General features: G+C 50.4%; 22 protein-coding genes and 1 other RNA gene. 22 read left to right on the forward strand and 1 reads right to left on the reverse strand.

Features of this window, described 5'->3' with window-relative positions:
* Positions 1 to 11 precede the first annotated feature (11 nt).
* From rsmI to lpxC, 19 genes are all read left to right on the forward strand, one after another.
* Complete coding sequence (gene rsmI / locus B0F88_RS05970; RefSeq protein ID WP_104423036.1) at positions 12 to 872, forward strand: 16S rRNA (cytidine(1402)-2'-O)-methyltransferase; 861 nt, start codon at positions 12 to 14, stop codon at positions 870 to 872.
* A gap of 341 nt (positions 873 to 1,213) precedes the next feature.
* An RNA gene (gene rnpB / locus B0F88_RS05975) (RNase P RNA component class A) lies at positions 1,214 to 1,563 on the forward strand.
* Positions 1,564 to 1,929: 366 nt separating this feature from the next.
* Positions 1,930 to 2,397, forward strand: coding sequence for a division/cell wall cluster transcriptional repressor MraZ (gene mraZ / locus B0F88_RS05980; protein ID WP_104423037.1), 468 nt, complete (start codon positions 1,930 to 1,932; stop codon positions 2,395 to 2,397).
* Positions 2,398 to 2,413: 16 nt separating this feature from the next.
* Entirely contained in the window at positions 2,414 to 3,340 is a 927-nt protein-coding gene (gene rsmH, locus B0F88_RS05985; RefSeq protein ID WP_104423038.1) for a 16S rRNA (cytosine(1402)-N(4))-methyltransferase RsmH, read from the forward strand.
* Positions 3,341 to 3,364: 24 nt separating this feature from the next.
* Positions 3,365 to 3,613: a cell division protein FtsL gene (gene ftsL / locus B0F88_RS05990; RefSeq protein WP_104423264.1), complete on the forward strand. Its 249-nt coding sequence runs from the start codon at positions 3,365 to 3,367 to the stop codon at positions 3,611 to 3,613.
* Positions 3,614 to 5,392 carry a peptidoglycan D,D-transpeptidase FtsI family protein gene (locus B0F88_RS05995; protein WP_104423039.1) on the forward strand — a complete coding sequence of 593 codons (1,779 nt, stop codon included), beginning with the start codon at positions 3,614 to 3,616 and terminating at the stop codon, positions 5,390 to 5,392.
* A 33-nt stretch (positions 5,393 to 5,425) separates the two neighbouring features.
* Positions 5,426 to 6,916: a UDP-N-acetylmuramoyl-L-alanyl-D-glutamate--2,6-diaminopimelate ligase gene (locus B0F88_RS06000; protein WP_104423040.1), complete on the forward strand. Its 1,491-nt coding sequence runs from the start codon at positions 5,426 to 5,428 to the stop codon at positions 6,914 to 6,916.
* On the forward strand, positions 6,913 to 8,325 hold the full coding sequence (locus B0F88_RS06005) for a UDP-N-acetylmuramoyl-tripeptide--D-alanyl-D-alanine ligase (RefSeq protein ID WP_104423041.1): 1,413 nt from the start codon (positions 6,913 to 6,915) through the stop codon (positions 8,323 to 8,325). The genes B0F88_RS06000 and B0F88_RS06005 overlap by 4 nt, the downstream gene beginning before the upstream one ends.
* Before the next feature lie 3 nt (positions 8,326 to 8,328).
* The gene (gene mraY / locus B0F88_RS06010; RefSeq protein ID WP_104423042.1) at positions 8,329 to 9,411 is read left to right on the forward strand and encodes a phospho-N-acetylmuramoyl-pentapeptide-transferase; all 1,083 of its coding nucleotides are present in this window, start codon (positions 8,329 to 8,331) and stop codon (positions 9,409 to 9,411) included.
* 3 nt (positions 9,412 to 9,414) lie between these two features.
* Complete coding sequence (gene murD, locus B0F88_RS06015; protein WP_104423043.1) at positions 9,415 to 10,830, forward strand: UDP-N-acetylmuramoyl-L-alanine--D-glutamate ligase; 1,416 nt, start codon at positions 9,415 to 9,417, stop codon at positions 10,828 to 10,830.
* Between the two features lie 55 nt (positions 10,831 to 10,885).
* Positions 10,886 to 12,046, forward strand: coding sequence for a putative lipid II flippase FtsW (gene ftsW, locus B0F88_RS06020; RefSeq protein ID WP_104423044.1), 1,161 nt, complete (start codon positions 10,886 to 10,888; stop codon positions 12,044 to 12,046).
* On the forward strand, positions 12,039 to 13,091 hold the full coding sequence (gene murG, locus B0F88_RS06025) for an undecaprenyldiphospho-muramoylpentapeptide beta-N-acetylglucosaminyltransferase (RefSeq protein WP_104423045.1): 1,053 nt from the start codon (positions 12,039 to 12,041) through the stop codon (positions 13,089 to 13,091). The genes ftsW and murG overlap by 8 nt, the downstream gene beginning before the upstream one ends.
* On the forward strand, positions 13,088 to 14,548 hold the full coding sequence (murC, locus tag B0F88_RS06030) for a UDP-N-acetylmuramate--L-alanine ligase (RefSeq protein ID WP_104423046.1): 1,461 nt from the start codon (positions 13,088 to 13,090) through the stop codon (positions 14,546 to 14,548). The genes murG and murC overlap by 4 nt, the downstream gene beginning before the upstream one ends.
* Positions 14,538 to 15,422 (forward strand): UDP-N-acetylmuramate dehydrogenase, encoded by an 885-nt coding sequence (murB, locus tag B0F88_RS06035; RefSeq protein ID WP_104423047.1) that lies wholly within the window; start codon positions 14,538 to 14,540, stop codon positions 15,420 to 15,422. Before murC ends, murB begins: the two co-directional genes overlap by 11 nt.
* On the forward strand, positions 15,419 to 16,354 hold the full coding sequence (locus B0F88_RS06040) for a D-alanine--D-alanine ligase (RefSeq protein WP_104423048.1): 936 nt from the start codon (positions 15,419 to 15,421) through the stop codon (positions 16,352 to 16,354). The genes murB and B0F88_RS06040 overlap by 4 nt, the downstream gene beginning before the upstream one ends.
* A 65-nt stretch (positions 16,355 to 16,419) precedes the next feature.
* Positions 16,420 to 17,154 carry a cell division protein FtsQ/DivIB gene (locus tag B0F88_RS06045; RefSeq protein ID WP_258076576.1) on the forward strand — a complete coding sequence of 245 codons (735 nt, stop codon included), beginning with the start codon at positions 16,420 to 16,422 and terminating at the stop codon, positions 17,152 to 17,154.
* Positions 17,155 to 17,183: 29 nt separating this feature from the next.
* The gene (gene ftsA, locus B0F88_RS06050; RefSeq protein ID WP_104423050.1) at positions 17,184 to 18,410 is read left to right on the forward strand and encodes a cell division protein FtsA; all 1,227 of its coding nucleotides are present in this window, start codon (positions 17,184 to 17,186) and stop codon (positions 18,408 to 18,410) included.
* Between the two features lie 38 nt (positions 18,411 to 18,448).
* Positions 18,449 to 19,615 carry a cell division protein FtsZ gene (gene ftsZ, locus B0F88_RS06055; protein WP_104423051.1) on the forward strand — a complete coding sequence of 389 codons (1,167 nt, stop codon included), beginning with the start codon at positions 18,449 to 18,451 and terminating at the stop codon, positions 19,613 to 19,615.
* 149 nt (positions 19,616 to 19,764) lie between these two features.
* Positions 19,765 to 20,688, forward strand: a complete 924-nt coding sequence (gene lpxC, locus B0F88_RS06060; protein WP_104423052.1) for a UDP-3-O-acyl-N-acetylglucosamine deacetylase — start codon at positions 19,765 to 19,767, stop codon at positions 20,686 to 20,688.
* Positions 20,689 to 20,717: 29 nt separating this feature from the next.
* On the opposite strand, the gene B0F88_RS06065 is transcribed toward lpxC, so the two are convergent.
* The gene (locus tag B0F88_RS06065) at positions 20,718 to 21,188 is read right to left on the reverse strand and encodes a DciA family protein (RefSeq protein WP_104423053.1); all 471 of its coding nucleotides are present in this window, start codon (positions 21,186 to 21,188) and stop codon (positions 20,718 to 20,720) included.
* Positions 21,189 to 21,354: 166 nt separating this feature from the next.
* On the opposite strand from B0F88_RS06065, the gene B0F88_RS06070 reads away from it, so the two are divergent.
* From B0F88_RS06070 to B0F88_RS06080, 3 genes are read left to right on the forward strand one after another with little or no spacing between them, the layout of a single operon-like run.
* The gene (locus B0F88_RS06070) at positions 21,355 to 23,148 is read left to right on the forward strand and encodes an NAD(P)H-dependent oxidoreductase subunit E (protein ID WP_104423054.1); all 1,794 of its coding nucleotides are present in this window, start codon (positions 21,355 to 21,357) and stop codon (positions 23,146 to 23,148) included.
* Positions 23,141 to 23,860 carry a 2Fe-2S iron-sulfur cluster-binding protein gene (locus B0F88_RS06075; RefSeq protein WP_104423055.1) on the forward strand — a complete coding sequence of 240 codons (720 nt, stop codon included), beginning with the start codon at positions 23,141 to 23,143 and terminating at the stop codon, positions 23,858 to 23,860. Before B0F88_RS06070 ends, B0F88_RS06075 begins: the two co-directional genes overlap by 8 nt.
* Positions 23,850 to 24,389: an NADP oxidoreductase gene (locus B0F88_RS06080; RefSeq protein ID WP_104423056.1), complete on the forward strand. Its 540-nt coding sequence runs from the start codon at positions 23,850 to 23,852 to the stop codon at positions 24,387 to 24,389. The genes B0F88_RS06075 and B0F88_RS06080 overlap by 11 nt, the downstream gene beginning before the upstream one ends.
* Positions 24,390 to 24,451: the final 62 nt, after the last annotated feature.

A 24,451-nucleotide genomic window follows, 5' to 3' on the forward strand; every position in this document is an offset into this window, starting at 1 on the left:
GAGTGTATCGAATGTCAAGTGAATGCGGCAAATTATACGTTGTTGCTACGCCGATAGGTAATTTAGCAGATATTAGTTTCAGGGCGGTTGAAATATTAAAACAGGTCGACTTGATTGCAGCCGAAGATACCCGGCATGTAAAAATGCTGCTGCAGCACTACGGGATTAGCAATAAGCTGATTTCGCTGCATCAGCATAATGAAGACAAGGCTTCGTCCGGGTTGTTGGAAAAGTTGCGCGAGGGCTTATCGATTGCGTTGGTTTCTGATGCGGGAACACCGCTGTTGAGCGACCCCGGCATGCCGCTGGTAAAAATGGTCAAGGAGGCAGGCGTTGATGTTGTGCCGGTACCGGGTGCTTGTGCGTTGATTGCGGCATTGTCCGCTTCGGGATTGCCGGTTACTCGATTTACATTTGAAGGCTTTTCGCCGCGAACGTCGTCGGCGCGAAAAGCATTTTTTAGCGAGCGATTAATGTGTCCGACAACCTGGGTGTTTTATGAGTCCAGTCACCGGATTCTGGCGTCATTACAGGATATGGCCGAAGTTTTGCCGCCGGATCGGCAGGTCGTTATCGCCAGAGAGCTGACCAAGTTGCACGAAACCATCGTGAAAACCAGTTTGGGTGAAGCGCTTAAGTTGGTTGAGCAAGATGCCAACATGAGAAAAGGGGAGTTTGTGGTGATTGTCGATGGTGCAATTGTCGACAAAAAGGAGCAAATCATTACGCCCGAGCAGGAAAAAATACTGCGTGTGTTATTGGGCGAATGCTCTATCAAGACCGCAGTTGCAATGGCAGTGGAAATTACCGGTGTCAGGAAGAAGCTGTTGTATCAAGCCGCGTTGGAGCTGGATAAAGTGAAAGAGGCTTAATGTGGCCGGCAGCGCATTTGGTTTTCAATTTAGGACGGCTTAAGGTTAAGTCTTCGTGCTCCCCTCCTTAATTGGAAAGCCTGTATAGTAGTGTTTACGCAATTTGAGTAAATATTATCATGCTGAGGTTCGCCGATATAAGTCATTATGGCGCAGCCTTATGATGTGGCTATGGTCAGCCTCCGCTATTTGCAAATCCGCGTTGAATATGGAGTATGCTGCAAAGGCGCTTAGTTTTTCCGTTAATGCGATACGGGGCGTTTTCTGGTCTGGTTTTTGCTTATGAAAAAGTCGGCTTACATAGCGTTTTGATGTGGATGTGTGATACACTGAGCATTGAAAGAGTCGGCTGAGCAGTCGCTGTTTTATCGCAAGATAAGACGGAGGAAAGTCCGGGCTCCATTGGGCAGGGTGCCAGGTAACGCCTGGGAGGCGTGAGCCTACGGAAAGTGCCGCAGAAAATATACCGCCTGTCACTTGTGACCGGTAAGGGTGAAAAGGTGCGGTAAGAGCGCACCGCGCAACTGGTAACAGGAGTGGCATGGTAAACCCCACCCGGAGCAAGATCAAATAGAGGAACAGACGCGTGGCCCGCGCGGTTCCTGGGTAGATTGCTTGAGCTGCAGGGTGACTTGCAGCCTAGATGAATGACTGTTCTCGACAGAACCCGGCTTACAGGCCGACTCTTTCTTCTTTATTTCCGGGTATGTTCCGCCCGGTTCCGCGCGCTGTAAAAAGCGTAAAAACTGTCCAGTAATTATTGCGGCAGTATCTTTGATTCAGTTCTCACTTTCTGCAAACAAAGCTGAAACTTTTCGGTGAGTTTGTACTTAAAGTGCTTTGTTACCAAAATCACATATTTTACTGATAAAAAATGAAAAATGACTGTCCATTTTTCGTATGGATATATCCCATTCTGATTGTGTCCTAAGTCATTGTCGAAAAAGAAAGAATCTAAATGAAATCATCCTTGACTAGGGGTTATTTGAAAACTATAGTGGTCATAAGTGGAGAAAAGTGGGAAAAAAGGGTTTTTTGGGGGAATCTGGGGTGAGTTTTGTTTCGGGGCATTAGTTCAATCAATTTAGACGGCAAAGGACGTCTTGCAATTCCTACCCGTTATCGGGAGGAATTGCAGGATTGCTGTGAATGCCAGATGGTTGTGACGGTTGCTGTCGATGAACGCTGTGTCGGAGAGAAGGGTTGTTTGTGGTTGTACCCGATGCCGGAGTGGGAAAAGCTTGAGCAAACGATTAGCAAATTGCCTACCTTAAATAAAATGGCCGGCAAGTTGAGGCGGTTTGTGATCGGCAATGCATCCGAATGTGAAATGGACGGTCAGGGCCGTTTGTTATTGCCGGAAAAGTTGAGAACATTTGCAAATATAGACAAGAAGATTGTCCTGGTTGGTCAGCTCAATAAATTTGAACTCTGGAATGAAGAAGCCTGGGGGGCAAAGGAAAGCGAATGGCTGGATGGCGGCGATAATGAAGGATTGGAAGATTTAGGCTCTTTGTCTTTTTAATGCGGGAGAACTGTTAGTGGAACATTTGCCCGTTATGTTTGCAGAAGCTTTGCAACAGTTGGCTATTAAAGAAGATGGGGTTTATCTGGATTGTACCTTTGGTCGCGGAGGGCATAGTCAGGGTATTTTGAGCCTGCTGGGGCCATCCGGGCGATTGTTGGCTTTTGACAGGGACTTGGAGGCGATTAACTCCGATTATGCGCAAGCCATGCTTGAAGATAAGCGTTTTAAGCTTATACACACGCATTTTTCTGAGTTGGAAAATATAGTCATAAGTGAAGGTTTGGCAGGAAAAATCGACGGTATTTTGATGGACTTGGGCGTTTCGTCGCCTCAGCTGGACAATCCCGAAAGAGGTTTTAGCTTTTTGCGCGATGGGCCGTTGGATATGCGGATGGATGGCAATGCGGGCATTACGGCGGAACAGTGGTTGACCGGCGTTGACGAAAAGGAATTGGTTAAGGTTTTGTTCGAATATGGGGAAGAGCGGTTTGCTCGGCGCATAGCTCACGCCATTGTTGAAAAAAGAGCCGAATCGCCCCTTACAACAACCAGGGAATTGGCAAAGCTTATTGAAGACGCAGTGCCGGTAAAAGAGAAACATAAGCACCCGGCAACCCGTAGTTTTCAGGCGATCCGTATCGAAATTAATAGTGAGTTGGACGAATTGAAAGCTGTTTTACAGCAGTCTGTGCGGCTTCTGAAACCGGGCGGGCGTTTAGTGGTTATTTCTTTCCATTCATTGGAAGACCGGATCGTCAAACGTTTTATCAGGTCTGAGTCAGGGGCCAAATATAATCCGGGTAAATTACCGATTAAAGAAATGGATATAACCAAGGGTATCTTGAAAAAAGCGGGTAAAGCCCTAAAAGCCGGGCCGCAGGAGATTGTCCAGAATCCAAGGGCGCGAAGCGCAATCATGCGGGTAGCTGAGAGAGTTTAAGTGGCGGCAATTCGCTATATAGGGGTGGGTACCCTGATATTGGTGTTGTTGATATCAGCTTTGGCCGTAATTTACAGCAAATACCATTCACGATTAATTTTTATTGAGATCCAAAAGCAGGAAAGAGAGTTGGATCAATATGAAGTCGAATGGGGGCAGCTGCAATTGGAGCTGACAACCTTGGCGGAACAGAATCGGGTGGAACAAGTGGCGCGGGAGCAATTGAAGCTGGTTATGCCGTTACGGGAAAAAATCGTTTATATAAAACCGTAAATGATACATTTTCAAGGCAAAAATAAGGCAAGTAAGCCGTTTGGTGATTTTTCGGGCCGGCCGCACCGATTCGTTGCCGATAGTGACACTTCCGCCATCTATAGCGGCCGGAGGAAAGTCGTAGTCGTTTTTATAATGACTTGTATGGCGGCGCTGGTGGGTAGGGCTTTTGATTTACAAGTACTGAATAATCAGTTTCTTAAAGAGCAGGGCGATATGCGCCATGTCAGCGATGTGTCGGTTTCAGCATACAGGGGCATGATAAAAGACAGGAATGGCGCCCCGTTGGCGATCAGTACGCCTGTCGAGTCGATCTGGATGAATCCGCAACAGATTGAACCGGGGAAAGAAAGCGAAATCAGACAAATGGAAATGTTGTTAAATTTGCCTAAGGGAAAGATTGATGAGCTGATTAAAGGCGATGCGCACAGACAATTTGCGTATATCGCTCGCCAGATTAATCCGGTGGTTGCGGATCAAGTGAAGGCATTGAAGCTTGCGGGCATTTATTTCGAGCGGGAATTCAAGCGTTTTTATCCGGCTGGAGAAGTTTCCTCGCACTTGATCGGTTTTACCGACATTGACGATGTGGGTCAGGCGGGACTTGAATTCGGATACGAAAAATCATTAAAAGGGATTCCGGGCAGCAAGCGGGTTATCAGGGACGGACAGCGGCGGATTATCGAAGACGTAGAAAATATCAAGGAACCGGTTGCGGGCAGGAATCTGGATTTAAGTATTGATCAGCGTATCCAGTATCTGGCGTACCGGGAATTGCAGTTGGCGGTCAATCAGCACAAGGCAAAATCGGCGGCGCTGGTGGTGCTGGATGCAAAGAGCGGGGAAATTCTGGCGGCGGTTAATCAGCCGTCATTTAACCCGAACACCCGAAAAGGTTTAAAGGAAAGTCTGTACAGAAATAGGGCGATAACCGATGTATTTGAGCCGGGATCAACGGTCAAGCCGTTTGTTGTCGCAGCCGCGTTGGACGGAAGGTATGTCAAGCCGGATGAGGTTTTTGAAACCCACGGATTTTTACAGGTCGGAAATCATCTGGTTAAGGATGTGCATAATTACGGAACTCTGGATTTGACCGGAGTGCTGAAGAAGTCCAGCAATGTCGCAGTAAGCCAGATGGCATTGAGAATGCCGCCGGAATATTTTTGGGGAATTTACCATAAGTTGGGGCTCGGTGTGGCCGCAGGTTCAGGCTTTCCGGGGGAAGCCAACGGCAGTTTGCTTGATTATCAAAGCTGGCACGAATTTGACAGGGCGACCTTGTCATTTGGTTACGGTGTGAGCACCTCGGCATTGCAGCTGGCCAGAGCCTATACGGCCCTGGCCGATGACGGCATTTTGCATTCGGTCAGTTTGTTAAGGCGGGATGAGGATGTTGATCAGCAACGGGTGTTTTCGGCCAAGACCGCCAAAAGGGTCAGGGCCATGATGGAAACTGTACTTATGAAGGACGGCACCGCTTACGAGGGCAGAGTCGATGGCTACAGCGCCGCCGGTAAGACCGGGACGGTAAAGAAAGCCGGTGCGGGCGGATATGTCGAGAAAAGTTATTTTTCTGTTTTTGCAGGCATGGCGCCGGCAAAAAATCCGAGACTAATTACCGTAGTCATGATTGATGAGCCTTCAGCGGGGCAATACTACGGAGGGATAGTCTCAGCGCCGGTGTTTTCCAAGGTAATGGCGGGGGCCTTGAGGGTGTTGGAGGTTGCTCCCGATCAACAGGACAATATGCCCATTTTGTTGACACGGCAAGGTTCATAACATGATCACTACATAGACATAGGAGGGCGGGGTATGCAGGAGCTGAAAGATTTATTAAATGGACTGACCTCGCTTTCAGATCAGGGCGATATTTCGATTACCGGTTTGGCTTTGGATAGTCGGAATGTGCGTGGCGGCGATGTATTCGTTGCTTTAGCGGGCGCCAAACAGCATGGCTTGGCGCATGTTGAACAGGCTGTTAATAATGGGGCCTGTGCGGTCATTTTTGATCCGGCCGGCAACGGTCATCAGCTGGCAGAGGCCTTACGGTGCAATGCATCTGCTCTTGTGCCGATGATTGCAGTGGAAAACCTGGGCTTAAAGTTGGGCGAATTGGCTGCGCGTTTTTATGGAGACCCATCCCGGTTTATGACGGTTATCGGCATTACCGGTACTAACGGAAAAACCTCTTGCAGCCAGTTTTTGAGCCAAATGCTGGATGACTGCGGAATCATAGGGACGCTAGGCTGGGGCGAATGGGGCAAGCTTAACAAGACGCTGAATACCACGCCCGATGCCCTGGCAATCCAGAAAATACTGGCGGAATTACTAAAGGATAAAAAGCGAGTCGTGGCGATGGAAGTGTCCTCGCACGGTCTGGAGCAAGGCCGGGTCAACGGGGTAAGGTTCAAAGGCGCGGTATTTACCAATATCAGTCGAGATCATCTGGATTATCACGGCACCATGGAAGCTTATGTGCTGGCCAAGCTGGCGCTATTAAAAAAGCCGGGCTTAGTTTTTGCGGTGGTGAATCTGGATGATATGTACAGCGGGCAGATTATCGCCGCCGTGCCTGAGTCGGTGCAGTTATGGCATTTTAGCGCCAACGGAAAAACAGCGGATTCAGGCGAGTGTGTCAATGCGGAAAACATACTGCATAAAACCGATGGCATCGAATTTGATCTGCGCTGGCGGGATCAGCTTCAGCGGGTCAAGGTGCCGCTTTACGGCGACTTTAATGTAGAGAACGTTCTGGCCGTGTTGACCGTCATGCTGGCGATGGGTGTTTCGTTGCATGATGCGGCTGAAAAACTTGCCGGTATAAAGCCGGTTGATGGCCGGATGGAGCGTTTCGGTGCAGAGACTGATCCATTGATTTTTGTCGATTATGCTCATACTCCCGACGCATTGGACAAGGTTTTATCCAGTTTGCGCAAGCATTGCAAACAGGATTTATGGGTGGTTTTCGGTTGCGGCGGAAACAGGGATGCAGGTAAACGGCCGCAAATGGGAAAAATTGCTGAACAATGGGCGGATCATGTGGTGATTACCGATGACAACCCGCGTTACGAAAACGGGCTGGATATAGTTAACGCTATTCTGGCCGGTTGCAGTACGGCTAAGGCTGAAGTTATTCAAAACAGAGAACAGGCGATACAAAAAGTGGTGGCGAGTGCGGCTAAAAATGATTGCATCGTGATTGCGGGCAAAGGCCACGAGCAATATCAGGAAAGCAACGGCGTGTGCGTACCTTTCAGCGACAGGCAAGTCGTGATCGAGGCATTGAACAGGCGAAACAGATGAATATGATGCTGAGTGAGATTGCGGCCTGCGTACAGGGCAAGTTGGTCGGGGAAGATGTTGTGATCTCCTCGGTCAGTATCGATACAAGAGCGATAAAGCCGGGACAGCTTTATGTGGCGATTAAAGGCCATAACTTCGACGGCAATGAGTTTGTAGCGCAGGCCGAACAAGCCGGAGCCGTGGCAGCGATCGTGCATCAGGGCGTTGCGGCGACCGCCAGGGAGGGTGGAAGTGTCGCAATCAGTACGGAACTGATGCGGCCGACGGTGCCGCACATCGTTGTTGATGATACCAGGCTGGCCTTGGCCGAATTGGCCGGAGCCTGGCGGAAAAAAGCGGCAGTGTCCGTCGTCGGTATTACCGGCAGTAACGGCAAAACCACCGTCAAGGAAATGGTGGCTGCAATATTAAGTGTCAATGGGAAGACGCTGTTTACCCAAGGCAATCTGAATAATGACATCGGCGTGCCTTTAACCTTGTTGCGTTTGGACGAACAACACCGGTATGCGGTTGTCGAGATGGGGGCAAACCATCCGGGCGAAATCGAATATACCAGTCAATATGCACAGGCCGACGTTGCGATCATTACCAATGTGGGGGCCGCGCATATAGAGGGTTTCGGCAGTGTTGACGGTGTTGCTAAAGCGAAAGGAGAAATAATTCAGACGCTTAAGCAGGACGGTGTTGCGGTTCTTAACCGCGATGACGCCTACTTCGATTATTGGCAATCAGTGGCCGGAACAAGAAAAGTTGTGTCGTTTGGTCTGGATGACCGGGCCGGTGTGACGGCGCATTCGGTTAAAACGGAAATTGTTGATCATGCGTTTGCTACGACTTTTGAATTAGTGAGCGCAGCCGGGGCGTTGACGGTAAAACTAAAGCTGGCGGGTCGGCATAATGTCGTCAACGCATTGGCGGCAACCGCGGCTTGTCTGGCGCTGGGTATCGACCTGCAACAAATTAAACAGGGGCTGGAAAGCGTAAAACCGGTAACCGGACGATTGCAGCCGCTGGTAAGCCGTTTAGGCAATATCGTCATCGATGATACCTATAACGCCAATTCGGCATCACTGAAAGCGGGACTGGATGTGTTGGCTAACTGTGAAGGGAAGCACTGGCTGATTTTAGGCGCTTTTGGTGAATTGGGACCCGAGAGTCAGAGAATACATGAACAAATAGGTGAGTTAATCAAATCAAGTGGTGTCGTGCGTCTCCTCGCTATAGGTTCTGATGCCCGGAATACGGTGAATGTTTTTGGCAAAGGAGCCACTTTTTTTGATAGCCAAAACGATTTGATTGAAGCGTTAAAGCAAGAGCTCAAAGGGGATGAAGCGATTTTGGTCAAAGGGTCAAGGGCGCAACGCATGGAGAATGTAGTGGCCGCATTGGTTGAGAATTTCAGGATATAAATAATGTTACTTTATTTTGCAGATTATTTAATGACCTTTGACGGCGGTTTCAGGGTATTTCATTACCTGACCTTTCGTGCGATTCTTGGCGCCTTAACCTCGCTGACCATTTCTTTCATTATCGGGCCGGTCATGATCAGGAAGTTAAGCCGCAACAAGATCGGCCAGAGTATCCGCGAGTTGGGTCCGCAATCCCATTATGAGAAAAAAGGCACGCCCACGATGGGAGGAACCCTGATACTGGTCGCCATTGCGTTCAGCACGCTGTTGTGGGCGGATCTGAGCAACCGCTATATCTGGGTTATTTTACTGGTGACCTTGGGTTACGGTGTGATCGGTTTTATCGACGATTATAGAAAAGTCGTCAAAGGCAACAGCGACGGTTTGTCGGCTAAAGCCAAATATTCATGGCAATCGGTCATCGGTTTAATGGCGGCTGTTTTTCTATACAAAAGCGCAATTCTGCCGGCAGAAACCCAATTGATAGTCCCGTTCTTTAAAGACGTCATGCTGGATATGGGCTGGCTTTATATAGTGCTGACCTACTTTGTGATTGTCGGAACCAGCAATGCAGTCAATTTGACCGATGGCTTGGACGGGCTGGCGATCATGCCGACCGTGATGGTCGCGACCGGTTTGGGTATTTTTGCCTATTTATCCGGCCATGTGACTTTCTCGCAATATCTGGCGATTCCTTATTTGCCGAATGCCGGGGAATTGATCGTATTTTGCGCCGCTTTGGTCGGAGCCGGTTTGGGCTTTTTATGGTTTAACGCCTATCCCGCGATGGTGTTCATGGGCGATGTCGGCGCACTGGCGCTGGGCGGGGCTTTAGGCGTTTTGGCGGTGCTGGTCAGGCAGGAAATCGTGTTGATGATTATGGGCGGTGTTTTTGTCATGGAAACCGTATCGGTCATTATTCAGGTAGCCTCGTTCAAAATGACCGGCAAACGCGTTTTCCGCATGGCGCCGATACATCATCATTTCGAATTGAAAGGCTGGCCGGAGCCTCGCGTTATCGTGCGATTCTGGATTATTACCGTGATCCTGGTGCTGATTGGCTTGGCGACCTTGAAACTGAGATAAGAAATGGATAATGCAGCGATTACAGCATTGTTGAAAAAGAATTTCGCCTTGGACCCGCAAACGTCCAAGGTTTTGGTCGTGGGGCTTGGCAACACGGGGATCTCGGTTGCGCATTATTTGCAAGGCTTGGATTTTAAATTCGCCATTATCGACAGTCGCGCCAAGCCGCCGATGATGGAGGAGTTTTTTCAACAAATGCCCGATACCCCGGTGTTTACCGGAGGTTTTGACGAGGCCGCGTTTAAGGTCGCGACGCATTTGGTAGTCAGTCCCGGCGTATCGTTGAATGAACAGGCGATCATCAAAGCCATAGCGAATGGCTCGAAAATAGTCAGCGATATAGACCTGTTTGCCTGTTCTGTCGATGTGCCGATCGTTGCAATCAGCGGTTCCAACGGTAAAAGCACGGTGACCACCATGTTGGGCGAAATGGCGAAAGCGGCCGGATTACGAGTTGGCGTAGGCGGAAATCTTGGAACCCCGGCTTTGGATTTACTGGCGTTAGACGCGCAACTGTATGTGCTGGAACTATCCAGTTTTCAACTGGAGCGAACTTCAGCCTTGAATGCGGCGGCAGCGACGGTGCTCAATGTCAGCGCCGATCATCTGGACAGACATGCCGATTTAGCCGAATACGCACGGGAAAAACAAAGAATTTTCAGGGGCGACGGCGCCATGATCCTCAACGCCGATGATCCGGTGGTTTCTGCCATGAGAGATGATGGTAGAAAGGCATTGACCTTCTCGATTAATAAGAAAGCGGATTTCCATCTTGCCTATCAGGGCGACACGGAATATCTGATGCACAATGAATCGTGCCTGATGCCGCTGGCCCAATTACCGCTTGAAGGCCGACATAACGCGGCTAACGCACTGGCCGCATTAGCCTTGGGCGTGGCCGTGGGCTTGGATGAGCAGGTCATGTGCGAGGCCTTGCGAAAATTTAAAGGGCTCAGCCACAGGATGCAGCGTGTCGCCGAAATACGCGGCGTTACTTGGGTTAATGATTCGAAAGCGACCAACATCGGCGCTTGTGTCGCCGCTTTGCAGGGTTATGCCCGTAAGGTGATTCTGATTGCCGGCGGCGACGCTAAAGGCGCCGACATGAACGAATTGGCGCCGGCTATCAAAGAAAAAGCCAAAAGCGTGGTGTTGATGGGTAAGGATGCGGCCCTGATCAAGCAGGCGCTGAACGATTGCGTCCCGGTTTACTCGGCCGACAATATGGCGCAAGCCGTGCAGATTGCCGCAGGTCTTGCCGATGCAGGCGACAGCGTCTTGCTGTCGCCTGCGTGCGCCAGTCTCGATCAATATAAAAATTATCAGGATAGGGGAGAAAAATTTACCAAAGCGGTATTGGCGTTGGTGGATCGCTCGGGCGACCTTGTGACTTTTCCATCTTCGATGGCGGCCATATGAGCGAGCGGCGGCGGCTTCCTGAGAATGGCGCTTCCTCCATCCCTGGAGGTCGTCAATGAAAGCGCTACGGGCGCGAGGGGGCCGATTTCATTTTGATCCGGTGCTGCTTTTCGTCAGCGCCGCTTTATTGTTGATCGGTTACGCGATGGTGGCGTCCGCGTCATTGCATCTGGGCATAAAAATGACCGGTGACGGTTCATATTATCCTGTCAGACAGTTAGTGCATATAGGGTTGGGCGTGGTTTTCGGTGGCGGCGTGGCGGCAGTTCCAATGCGGGTTTGGGAAGAGAATGGTCCCAAGCTGTTTTTAGCGGGATTGTTTTTGTTGGTCATTGTGCTGATTCCCGGCCTCGGCGTAAAGGTTAACGGTAGTGTACGTTGGCTGTCGCTAGGCGGAATGAGGATACAAGTATCGGAAGTGGTCAAGTTTTTTTCCGTCATTTATATGGCCGGGTATGTAACTCGCTACCAGGAGTCGGTGCAGAATGCGGCTTTTGGCTTGGTTAAACCGCTGGGGCTGTTTTCGGTGGCCAGCCTGCTGTTGTTGATGGAGCCGGATTTTGGTTCGGCCGTCGTTATTATCATGATAGCGATGGGCATCATGTTTTTGGCCGGAGCCAGATTATCGCAATTCATCGTGCTGTTGCTGGTAATTGGCGTACTGGCAATGATGCTGGTTTATTTTTCGCCTTACCGTCTGGTTCGGGTCACCAGTTTTATGGATCCTTGGGCTGACCCGTTGAAAACCGGGTTTCAATTAGTCCAGGCGCTTATTTCGTTCGGACGCGGTGAATGGTTCGGTGTGGGCTTGGGTAGCGGTGTGCAAAAATTATTTTACTTGCCTGAAGCCCATACGGATTTTTTGTTCTCAGTGATAGCGGAAGAATTGGGATTGATGGGCGTGGTCACGGTGATCGGCTTGTTTTCGCTATTGGTCTGGCGCACTTTTGCAATAGCCGCGGCCGCCGAACAGGCAGGTCAACGGTTTTCCGCATTTATCGCCTATGGTTTGGGGATTTGGTTTGGTTTTCAGTCATTCGTCAACATGGGCGTCAATATGGGTATTTTGCCGACCAAGGGTTTGACCTTGCCGTTGATGAGTTATGGCGGCGGCAGCATGATGATCATGTGCTGTGCGGTTGCGTTGTTGTTTAGGGTGCAAAGCGAAGTCGCTGAAATAAATGCCGGTAAGCCAAAGAGAGGCCGACATGGATAAGCGCATTGTTATTATGGCCGGAGGAACCGGCGGGCATGTGTTTCCTGCTCTGGCTGTGGCTCATCAGCTGATTGAAAAAGGCTGGCAAGTCAGTTGGTTGGGAACGCAAAAAGGCCTGGAAGGCCGGGTGATTCCAGAACAGGGGATAGAGATCGACTGGCTGTCGGTCGCCGGAGTACGGGGCAAGGGATGGTTGTCGAAAATAACGGCGGCATTGTTGTTGGTGAAGGCCTGTATTCAGGCATTGAAAATATTGCGTAAGCGCAAACCGGATGTGGTGTTGGGCATGGGCGGTTTTGTGGCGGGCCCCGGCGGGCTGATGGCGAAAGTATTAGGCATACCCCTGATTATCCATGAGCAGAACCGGGTGCCCGGCACCACTAACCGATTGCTGGCGCGCTTGGCCAATCAGGTATTGGAAGCATTTCCGGGCAGCTTTAATAAAAAGATAAAAGCAAAATTTACCGGAAATCCGTTAAGAAAACAGTTTAAAGAATGTGTAGAGCGCAGAGCAGCGCATCAAGGCATTAACATATTGGTCGTCGGCGGCAGCCAGGGAGCCCAGATATTAAACCAGGTTGTGCCGGGCGCAGTTGCAGGCTTGGATTTCAATGTGCAGGTAAGGCATCAAACCGGTACGGCGATGCAGGAGCTGGTCGAGAGCCGGTATAAAGAATTAGGCGTGAACGCGGAAGTGAATGCTTTTATTGAAGATATGGTGTCGGCCTATCACTGGGCGGATCTGGTGATTTGCAGATCCGGCGCAATGACCGTCAGCGAAGTCGCGGCAGCAGGCGTTCCAGCTATTTTTATACCGTTGCCGAACGCGATTGACGATCATCAAACAGCCAATGCCCGGTATCTGACCGATGCCGGTGCAGGACTGTTATTGCTGCAAAAAGACTTGAATGAAACAACGCTGGCAGAACATATCACAAAGGTAGCTAAGCAATTGGATGTAATGAGTAAAACGGTAAAAGAATACGCACGCTTGGATGCGACGGAAATTGTTGCAGGTGTTTGCATGGCCGAGGCGGGGTTATGAACGTTCCCAATAGTCAGATGCAGGCTCGCGCCTTGGGCGGTGTCAATCGGATACATTTTGTCGGCATAGGCGGAACCGGTATGAGCGGTATTGCCGAGGTGTTATCGAACCTTGGTTATCAAGTCTCAGGTTCGGACATTAAGGAAAGCGCGGTCACAGAAAGACTGGCCGGCCTGGGCGTGACCATCAATATCGGGCATAAGCGGGAAAATATAGCCAAGGTCGATGTGGTGGTGGCTTCCAGCGCGATCGACCGCAGTAATGAAGAAATTGACGAGGCCTATATTCAAAGGATACCGGTCATTCCGCGCGCGGAGATGCTGGCTGAATTGATGCGCTTCAGGTTTGGTATCGCCGTTGCCGGAACCCACGGCAAGACCACAACGACCAGCTTGACCGCAAGTATTCTCGCAGAGGGCGGGCTCGATCCTACTTTTGTGATTGGCGGACGCTTAAACAGCGCAGGCAGCAATGCCAAATTGGGCCTAGGCCATTATCTGGTCGCCGAAGCCGATGAAAGCGACGCGTCGTTTTTATATTTGCAGCCGATGATGGCGATAGTGACCAATATCGACCAGGATCACATGGCGACCTATGAAGGCAGCTATCAGCGCTTAAAAGACACGTTTAAAGAGTTTTTGCATCATCTGCCTTTTTACGGACTGGCGGTGATGTGCCTGGATGATGAAGGCGTCAGGGCGATCCTGCCGGAAATATCGAAGCCGGTAACGACTTACGGCGTCCATGAAGATGCCGATGTCCGGGCGATCAATATTAAACAGCAGGGTATGCACACCACGTTTGACGTGATTCGAAGAGGCGACCATCCGCCGTTACAGGTTACCTTGAATATGCCCGGCTGGCACAACATGCTCAACGCGTTGGCGGCGATCAGCGTCGCAACCAAGCTGGCGGTCGATGATGAAGCCATCATCAGGAGTTTGGGGGCGTTTAAAGGCGTGGGCAGGCGGTTTCAAATCAACGGCGATTTGCCGATGGGCGAGGGCAAGCTGACACTGGTTGACGATTACGGGCATCATCCGCGCGAGATTGCAGCGACGCTTGAAGCCTTGCGCCAGGCTTGGCCGGATCGGCGGTCGATCGTTATTTTCCAGCCGCATCGATATACGCGAACCCGGGATTTATTTGAAGACTTCGTGCAAGTGCTGTCAACCGTTGACGTGTTGATCCTGATGGATGTTTATGCGGCGGGTGAAACGGCGATTCCGGGTGCGGACGGCCGGGCGTTAAGCCGGGCGATCCGCATACGGGGACAGGTTGATCCGGTCTTTGTCGAAAACTGGGAAGAATTGCCGCAGATATTGGCGGGCATCGTCTTAGCCGGGGATGTGATATTGACGATGGGCGCGGGCAATGTCGGTCAGATCGCCGCACAGTTGCCGCAGTTGCTGGTAGAGACGTTGCAGGGCAAGGCCTCTGCAAAGCATGACAATTAAAACGGGGGGCCGTTTGCTCAAGCATGAAAAACTGGCGAAGTACACCAGTTGGCGCGTTGGCGGCCCTGCGGATCGGCTGTATATACCGCAAGACCGGCAGGACCTGATCGAGTTTATAAAGACCCTGCCTGAATCCGAGCCGGTGTTCTGGATGGGGTTGGGCAGTAATTTACTGGTCAGGGATGGCGGCATACGTGGCACGGTGATTAATACCAAGGGACGGTTAAAAGAGATGAGTTTGACCGCTGACGGTTTGGTTTATGTTGAAGCGGGCGTCCCCTGCGCGCATGTGGCGCGTTTTTGCGGGGAACGGGGTTTGATCGGAGCGGAGTTTTTAGCGGGCATACCCGGAACCATGGGCGGCGCTTTAAAAATGAATGCAGGCGCTTTCGGCGGCGAAACCTGGGCTATCGTTAACAGTGTGGAGATGCTGAACAGGTCGGGGGAGATCAGTCATAGAAAGCCGCAGGATTTCAAGGTGAGTTACCGGTCTGTCAAGGGTTTTGAAAACGAATGGTTTTTGGCCTGTTTGTTGACGTTGCAGCCAGGCGATACGGCCGCTAGCCAGCAGAAAATAAAAGGATTATTGGAAAAGCGGGGGGCGACGCAGCCGACCAATCAGCCCAGTTGCGGATCGGTCTTTAAAAATCCGGAAGGCGGTTATGCGGCGCGGTTGATCGAGCAAAGCGGTTTAAAAGGCTATGCGATTGGCGGGGCCTGCGTGTCGGAAAAACATGCGAATTTTATTGTCAATACCGGCAACGCAACGGCAGCGGACATCGAAGCCCTCATTCGTTATGTACAGGATAAAGTGGAACAGCAGCAGGGGGTAATCTTGCAGACTGAGGTTTGTATGGTAGGTGAAGCAATATGAAAACATTGGCGTTAAATAAGCCTGAGCAATTCGGCCGGGTCGCGGTAATGATGGGCGGGTCGGCGGCGGAAAGGGAGGTTTCGTTAAGAAGCGGGGCGGCCGTTTATGAGGCTTTAAAAAATAAAGGCGTGGATGCAATTGCCATTGATGTGACGGGCAGTCCGATCGAAGCGTTGGCGGGGTTGAAGATCGACCGGGTCTTTAACATTATCCACGGACGCGGCGGCGAAGATGGCGTGTTGCAAGGGGTTCTGGAAGTGCTGGGGATTCCCTATACCGGTAGCGGCGTCATGGCGTCTGCTTTGAGCATGGATAAGCTGCGGACCAAGCTGTGCTGGCAGGGTTATGGGCTGGTCACGCCGCTTTGGTGTTTATTGGCGGATGAAACCGATATTGATAACTGCATTGAAAAGCTGGGTTTCCCGGTTATCGTCAAACCGGCGCAGGAAGGTTCCAGCATCGGCATGAGCAAGGCAAACAATCGGGATGAATTGTCGGCGGCCTTAACCGTGGCGGCGAAATACCGTTGCGACGTTTATGCGGAGGCCTGGGTTACCGGTAAGGAATATACCGTTGCGGTCTTGGATGGAGAGGCGTTGCCGGTTATCCGTCTGGAAACCCCCAATGTATTTTACGATTACGAAGCCAAATACCAGGCGACGACGACGCAATACCATTGTCCTTGCGGTCTGAGCCAGGAACAGGAGCAGTTTATACGTGACTTGGCGGTAACGGCCTGTAAGGTGGTCGGTGTTAAAGGCTGGGGCAGGGTTGATGTATTTATCGATGATTTGGGCCAGTACCAGTTGATTGAGGTTAACACCGTCCCCGGCATGACCGACCACAGCTTGGTGCCGATGGCGGCCAGACAGGCGGGCATGGACTTTGACGAATTGGTTTTGCGCATTCTGGAAACCAGTTGCGGGCAGTGAGTTATGCATAGTTACCTCTGCGATGCACCGATACGGGTAGGTGCAAACCGGTTTCAGGCAGATTTGTGAGAACAGTTGTGAAAACGATGATGACCGTATCGCTGTTGATCGGTCTGGTCTGGCTGGCAGGCTACGGTGTTAAGCGCATACCGATCAAATATGTGCGCACCGAAGGGGTTTTCCAATACCTCAGTAAGGACGAGATAAAGACCGCTTTGCAGCCCTTGGTGACGACCGGTTTTTTCGATGCCGATATGCAGGCCATTCATCAGGCGGTTTCGGAGTTGACTTGGGTGGACACGGTTACAGTCAAGCGTGTTTGGCCCCATGCGATTGACATAAAGATACGCGAAAAAAAGCCCTATGTACGGTGGGGGGAACAGCGCCTGATCAGCGCACGGGGCGAGATCATTACACCGAAAAATATAGACCAGTTTAAGACCTTGCCTATATTGCAAGGGCCTGAACAGCAACAAGTGAAGACGCTGGAAATAATGAAGGGCGTTAACACCGCATTAGCCGACCAGTCCATGAAAATGGCGGAGTTCACGATTAACGATCGGTGGGCATGGAAGATTAAGTTAACAACGGGCTTGGAAATACTGTTGGGACGAAATGAACAATTAAAGAAATTACAGCGGTTCTTGAAGACGCTGGATGTACTAGGACAAGAACAGGTTGAGCGGATGGCGATAGTCGATTTGAGGTACCCCAATGGATATGCGGTTTCATGGAAACCGGGAACCGAAGAAATCGACTGGAAGAAAACGGCCAATCCTCAACATGAAATAGATGGTTAATCATATAAAAATGATACAGAGCAAACAAAATGGCGAAAAAAACAGAACGTAATTTAATAGTCGGGCTGGACATCGGGACTTCGAAAGTCGCGGCTATAGTTGGTGAACTCAGCAGTGATGGCAATATTGAAATCATAGGCATTGGATCAACACCATCGCGCGGTCTGAAAAAAGGCGTTGTGGTCAATCTGGAATCGACCGTGCAATCGATACAGCGGGCTATTGAAGAGGCCGAATTAATGGCCGGATGCCAGATCAGGTCGGTTTATGCGGGCATCGCCGGCAGCCACATCAGAAGCCTTAACTCTCACGGCATTGTGGCCATTAAAGACAAGGAAGTGACTCAGTATGATATAGACCGGGTAATCGATTCCGCCCGCGCGGTGGCGATCCCTGCGGATCAGAAAATACTGCATATTTTGCCCCAGGAGTTTGTGATCGATCTTCAGGAAGGCATCAAGGAGCCTATCGGGATGTCGGGTATTCGTCTGGAGGCCAAGGTGCATATGGTCACCGGTAGCGTCAGCGCCTCGCAGAATATCGTCAAGTGCATCCGGCGCTGCGGCCTGGAAGTCGACGACATTGTGCTGGAGCAATTGGCGTCCTGCAATTCGGTGCTGACCGATGACGAGAAAGAATTGGGTGTCTGCCTGATCGATATTGGCGGCGGCACTACGGATATTGCGATTTTCGTTGAGGGCGCGATAAAACATACCGCAGTGATCCCCATCGCGGGAGACCAGGTGACCAATGACATTGCGGTTGCGCTACGCACTCCGACGCTGAATGCCGAGGATATTAAGCGGAAATACGCCTGCGCGTTAACGCAGCTGGCGAATGTCGATGAGGTTATTGAGGTGCCCAGTATCGGCGATAGGGCGCCGCGCAAGATTTCAACGCAAAACCTGGCCGAGATTATCGAACCGCGCTATGAAGAGCTCATGCTGCTGGTTCAATCGGAATTAAGGCGCAGCGGATTTGAAGAATTGATTGCCGCCGGGATTGTATTAACCGGAGGCAGTTCAAAAGTCATGGGATTGATCGATTTGGCGGAAGAGATTTTCCATATGCCGGTGCGTATGGGAGGGCCGCAAAATGTGACAGGCTTAACAGAGGTGGTAAAAAATCCCATTCACTCTACGGGTGTCGGGTTGTTAATGTATGGAAAAGATCATCAGGGTGTCGGCAGAGGCATTGATTCTGACGGCCCCGGCGTGTTTTCACGCATGAAGAATTGGTTTCAGGGTAATTTTTGATAGTTTTTGTAATAATTTAAGGGGCAGCGGTAATGGCTATGAAATACGAATTAATGGATATGAGTAATGAGCATGCGGTCATTAAAGTGATCGGTGTTGGCGGCGGCGGCGGTAATGCGGTCAATCACATGGTTGGCAGTCTCGTCGAAGGGGTTGAGTTTATCTGTGCGAATACCGATGCGCAGGCATTAAGAAAGTTGAATATCGATACGATCATCCAGTTAGGCGTCGAATTGACCAAAGGGTTGGGCGCAGGCACCAATCCTGAAGTCGGCAGATTGGCGGCAGACGAAAACAAAGATCGCATCAGGGAAGTATTAGAGGGGGCCGATATGGTATTCCTGACGGCAGGCATGGGCGGCGGCACCGGTACCGGTGCGATTCCTGTCATTGCCGAAATCGCCAGGAGCATGGGTATTCTGACCGTTGCCGTGGTAACCAAGCCGTTTGCCTTTGAAGGCAAAAAGAAGCTGGCGACTGCGGAGCAAGGTATTGCGGAACTTGAAAAGTTTGTTGATTCATTGATCATCATTCCAAATCAAAAATTATTGCCGGTATTGGGCAACGACGTGTCTTTAGTGAATGCGTTTAAAGCGGCTAACGATGTGCTGTTGGATGCGGTGCAGGGCATTACCGAGTTAATCGTTCATCCCGGCATGATTAACGTCGATTTTGCCGACGTAAGAACCGTCATGTCCGGCATGGGCGCGGCGATTATGGGTACAGGTTCGGCAAAAGGCGAATATCGGGCTCGGGAAGCGGCCGAGAAAGCCATCGCCTGCCCACTATTGGAAGATATTAACTTACAGGGCGCGCGCGGTATTTTGGTTAATATTTCCGCTGCTGATATGGGCATTGCAGAGTTCGATGAGGTGGGCAATATTGTTCACGAATTCGCTTCGGAAGATGCGGTTATCAAAATCGGCATGTCGATTAATCCTGAGTTAGGCGATGATATTAAAGTGACTGTGGTCGCTACAGGAATGGGTTTGCCGTCCCGCGTGGTTAAACTTGCGCCCAAAGCGACAGTTGGCTACGTTAACCAGAATGTGGCCGGCGAAGTCAATTACGAGGGCTTGGACAAACCTACGGTGATGCGTAACAAAACCGAAGGCAGAGAAACGCGTTTTGGGGCTCAACCTAAAAAAGACATGGATTTAGATTATCTGGATATTCCGGCTTTTCTAAGGCGTCAAGCGGACTAATGAGTTTGAAAATAGGCGCTTGGAGAGTAGATCCTGCTCAGGCTAAGCGCCTATATCCCTGTAGGCGAAATGGATTCAGTCTCTGTTTTTGGGGCCGATTGTGATAAAATTTGCGTTTTTTGCCCTCTTTACTTAGCGTTATTTATTTTATGATTAAACAGCGAACCTTAAAAAACACAATCAGGGCAACAGGTGTAGGGCTACATACGGGCGATAAAGTTTATTTGACTTTGCGCCCGGCTGAGGCGAATACCGGCATTAGATTTCGCAGAGTCGATTTGGATACGCCGGTGACCATTAACGCAACGCCGGAAAATGTCGGCGAAACCATGTTGTCGACTACGCTGGTTGCCGGCGATGTGAAAATATCAACCATAGAACATCTGCTTTCGGCTTTTGCCGGATTAGGCATCGACAACGCAATAATCGATGTCAGTGCCGCTGAGGTTCCGATTATGGATGGCAGCGCCGGGCCTTTTGTCTTTTTGCTCCAGTCTGCGGGGGTTGAAGAACAGGATACTCCGAAGCAGTACATCCGCATTAAGCGCAGCATCAGGGTTGAGGATGGCGACAAATGGGCTGCTTTTGAGCCGTTTGAAGGATTCAAGGTTACTTTTACGATTGACTTTGAACACCCTGCTTTTGAAGAACATGTAAAAACCGCCACGATGGATTTTTCATCAACTACTTTTGTCAAGGAAGTGAGCCGGGCCAGGACTTTCGGCTTCATGAAAGATATTGAAATGTTGCGGGAAAATAACCTGGCGCTGGGCGGAAGTCTTGATAATGCCATCGTGGTCGATGACGATAAAGTGATGAACGAAGACGGCCTGCGCTATGCGGATGAATTTGTTAAGCATAAAATCCTTGATGCGATAGGCGATTTGTACCTGCTGGGGCATAGTTTGATTGGCGCGTTTACCGGTTATAAATCGGGTCACGGCTTGAACAATAAATTGCTCCGCGCTTTATTAAATGACAAAGATGCCTGGGAAATGGTGACCTTTGACGATGAGGAAAACGCCCCGATTTCCTTCATGCGTTCTGCGGAATCGCCGAGACCCGCCGCATAAAATTGTCGCGCCGGCCACTGCCTGGTTTATCAGGCGGTAGCTTGGCGTTCCGACAGTTTTGCCAGCGTTGCGCTTAATCTCAGCAGCGCCAGTTTCAATTGCTGATCCGAAACAGACAGACTGTGGTTTCGGATCAGCTCTATTTTTTCCGCCGAAGGAATGATCGGTGTCCTGCCTTGTCGCGATGTTGTCTGTAGCGTCTCTACCCTGACTTTAATCTGCATAATCGAAACTGATTCCCTGGTTACCGGGGCGATAGCCGCGAGAATCGCGCCGTTATAAAAGCGCAGCTGCGAGGCCCAGGCAGCCGTATCGGTATAAACCAACAGCTTCTTGCCGTTAACAACGCAGTGTATTACATGATGGGCTATCGTCGCCGGCAGCACGTCATGAACACGCTGTAGTACCTGTTTTTGTTGCTCAATCTGGCTATAAAAATACGCAATAGTGCGGTTTGGAAATGACAGCGCCGCTTTAAAAGGAGTTGGTTTTGTCGCCATATGTAATTGCCTGTCAATTCCGTGTCGAAAAGTCTTCACCGGATTATTGGTTTATCCAGGATAGTGGGATATAGTTAGATTCTGTAAGGGAATAAGTAGCTTTAATGTAATAATCCGCTAGTATCATATCCATAAACATCAAGAAAGATAGGGCCAGGGAGATAACGTGAGACAATTTATTCAGGGTATCGCAGAAAACAATCATTATCAGGCAACGCGTTTGTTGCAGATGCTAAGACAAATCCAATCCCGCTATCATTATATCCCGGAAGCAGCGATAGAACAGCTGGCCGGCTTGTTGAACATTCCCCGGACGCAAATCATCAGCGTCGTTGAATTCTACAGTTTTTTTCATCTGTCCCCCAGAGGGCAATATGAGCTATTGATCAGCGATTCCATAACGGATCATATGTTGGGCAAGAAAAACCTGCTCGGATATCTGGCCGATAAATTGGCTGTTGCGGTCGGCCAAGTCAGGGAAGACGGCGTGGTCAGCCTGGATAATACTTCATGTACCGGCATGTGCGATCAAGGCCCTGCCGGTCTGGTCAACGGCTACGCATTAACCCGGCTGGATCGTTCCAAAATTGATAAAATCGCAGAGCTGATTAATCAGCAGAAACCACTGGAAGAGTGGCCGAGCGAGCTATTCCAGGTCGATGACAATATCCTCAAATCCGGTTTATTGCTGGATCAACAGTTTGAACAAGGCGCGGCGCTTAAATCGGCTTTAAAGCGGGGCGTCAAGGAAACACTGGCGGAAATTGATAAATCGGGCTTACGAGGCCGGGGCGGCGCCGGATTTAAAACGGCGATGAAATGGCAATTCTGTTCGGAAGAACAACAGACCGAGCGTTATGTGGTGTGCAATGCCGACGAAGGCGAGCCCGGAACGTTTAAGGACAGGGTGCTGTTAAATTCATACGCGGATCAGGTTTTTGAAGGCATGACCGTGTGTGCAGCGATTATCGGAGCCAAGCAGGGCTTTTTGTATTTGCGCGGTGAGTATTTGCATCTTTACGACAAGCTGCAAGACATTTTGGAGCAGCGCCGTCGAAACGGGGTGCTGGGCAATAATATTCAGGATGCAGGAGTTGATTTCGATATTGAAATTTGCCTCGGCGCCGGCGCTTATATTTGCGGTGAAGAATCCGCGCTGATCGAATCGCTGGAAGGCAAAGCCGGTATCCCGCGCAACCGTCCTCCCTATCCGGTCACCCAAGGCTATCTGGGCAAACCTACCGTCGTCAATAACGTGGAAACGTTTTTGGCCGCGGCGGGCATCGCGGTCAACGGCGGAGATTGGTTTGCAAATATCGGCACTGAAAAATCAAAGGGTACAAAAATACTCAGCATCAGCGGCGATTGTACGCGTCCCGGCATCTATGAATATCCGTTTGGTGTAACCGTCCAGACCATTCTTAACGATTGCGGAGCTGACGACGTACTGGGAGTACAGATAGGCGGACCATCGGGAACTTTTATTTCCAATCAGGAATTCGACCGCAAGCTGGCTTTTGAGGATTTGGCCACCGGCGGATCATTCATTATTTTCAACGCCAGTCGAAACATTCTCGACATGGTCCATAACTTCACGCATTTTTTCGCTCATGAAAGCTGCGGATTTTGTACGCCATGCCGGGTAGGTACTTCGTTACTGCAAAAGCAGGTTGATAAGATTGTCGAAGGTCACGGTTCGGCGGGGGATGTTGTTGCGCTCGAAGAACTCTGTCAGCTGGTTAAGAACTATAGCCATTGCGGCCTGGGGCAAACCGCCGCGAACCCGATATTAACGACGCTGCAACGCTATCCCGATTTGTACCAAAGCCGGTTAAAAGAAATCAGTTATGAACCGGGATTCGATTTGGATGGCGCGCTGGAAACGGCGCGGCGCATGGCGAATCGGGACGATGCCGGTGCGCATTTGGCTCAGACTCAGATGGAGAGCGAACATGAGTAAAACGATTACTATCGACGGAAAAACCATCCCTTTTGAAGAGGGGCAGACCATCATGGATGCGGCAATGGCCGCCGGCGTCTATATACCGCATTTATGCCATCAGCCGGAATTTACGCCGCACGGCAGCTGCAAGCTGTGTACGGTCAAAGTAAACGGGCGCAACTGTTCCGCCTGCACCTATCCGGCGATGGAAGGTCAGGACGTGCTGAATGAGACTGAAGAGCTGATCGACGACCGGAAGAAAATCACCCAGATGCTGTTTGTGGAAGGCAATCATTTTTGTCCGTCTTGCGAAAAAACCGGCAACTGCCAGCTGCAAGCTGTTGCCTATCACTTGAACATGCTCGACAACCATTTCCCGCTGTTTTACCCTGATCGGGAAGTAGACGCTTCGCATGCCGAGGTGATGATTGATCATAACCGCTGTATTTTTTGCACATTGTGCGTTCGGGCCAGCCAGCAAAAAGATAGTAAAGACGTGTTTGCGATCAGCGGGCGCGGCATCCACAAGCATTTAATCGTTAATGCTGAAAGCGGGTTGTTGAAAGATACTGATATAGACGCGACAGATCAAGCAGCGCACATTTGCCCTACCGGCGCGATTCTGATTAAACGCACCGGTTATCAGGTGCCGATTGGCGAGCGTATTTACGATCACAAACAAATCGATCAAGTGAGTTTGTCCACGGAGCATCCTAAACATGGCGAATAAAATTAGAGTAGCAACAACATCGCTGGCAGGCTGCTTCGGCTGTCACATGTCGTTTTTAGATATAGACGAGCGGATGCTGCAACTGGCTGAAGTTGTCGAGTTCGACCGTTCGCCGATTACCGACATAGAACACTGCACCAACTGCGATATAGGCCTGATTGAGGGCGGCGTGTGCAATTCCGAAAACGTACACGTATTGCGCGAGTTTCGTAATAACTGCAAAATTCTGGTTGCGGTCGGCGCCTGCGCGATTAACGGCGGACTGCCCGCAATGCGCAATCATATCCCGCTCGAAGAATGCCTGAACGAGGCTTATTTGGACGGCATCGGCGTGGAAAATCCGAAGATCCCCAGCGATATAGAATTGCCGTTGCTGTTGAACCAAGTGCATCCGATTCATGAAATCGTCAAAATCGATTATTACCTGCCCGGCTGCCCACCGTCTGCGGACGTATTCTGGAAATTCCTGACCGATTTGATTGAAGGGCGTGAACCTTCGTTGCCTTATGAGTTGGTTCATTACGATTGAACAATGGTAATGTGGTGATTTAGAAAATAGCACACGGATGACACGGATTTAACTGATCTACA

The sequence above is a fragment of the Methylobacter tundripaludum genome, from assembly GCF_002934365.1.
In the GTDB taxonomy this organism is placed as follows: Bacteria; Pseudomonadota; Gammaproteobacteria; order Methylococcales; family Methylomonadaceae; genus Methylobacter_A; species Methylobacter_A tundripaludum_A.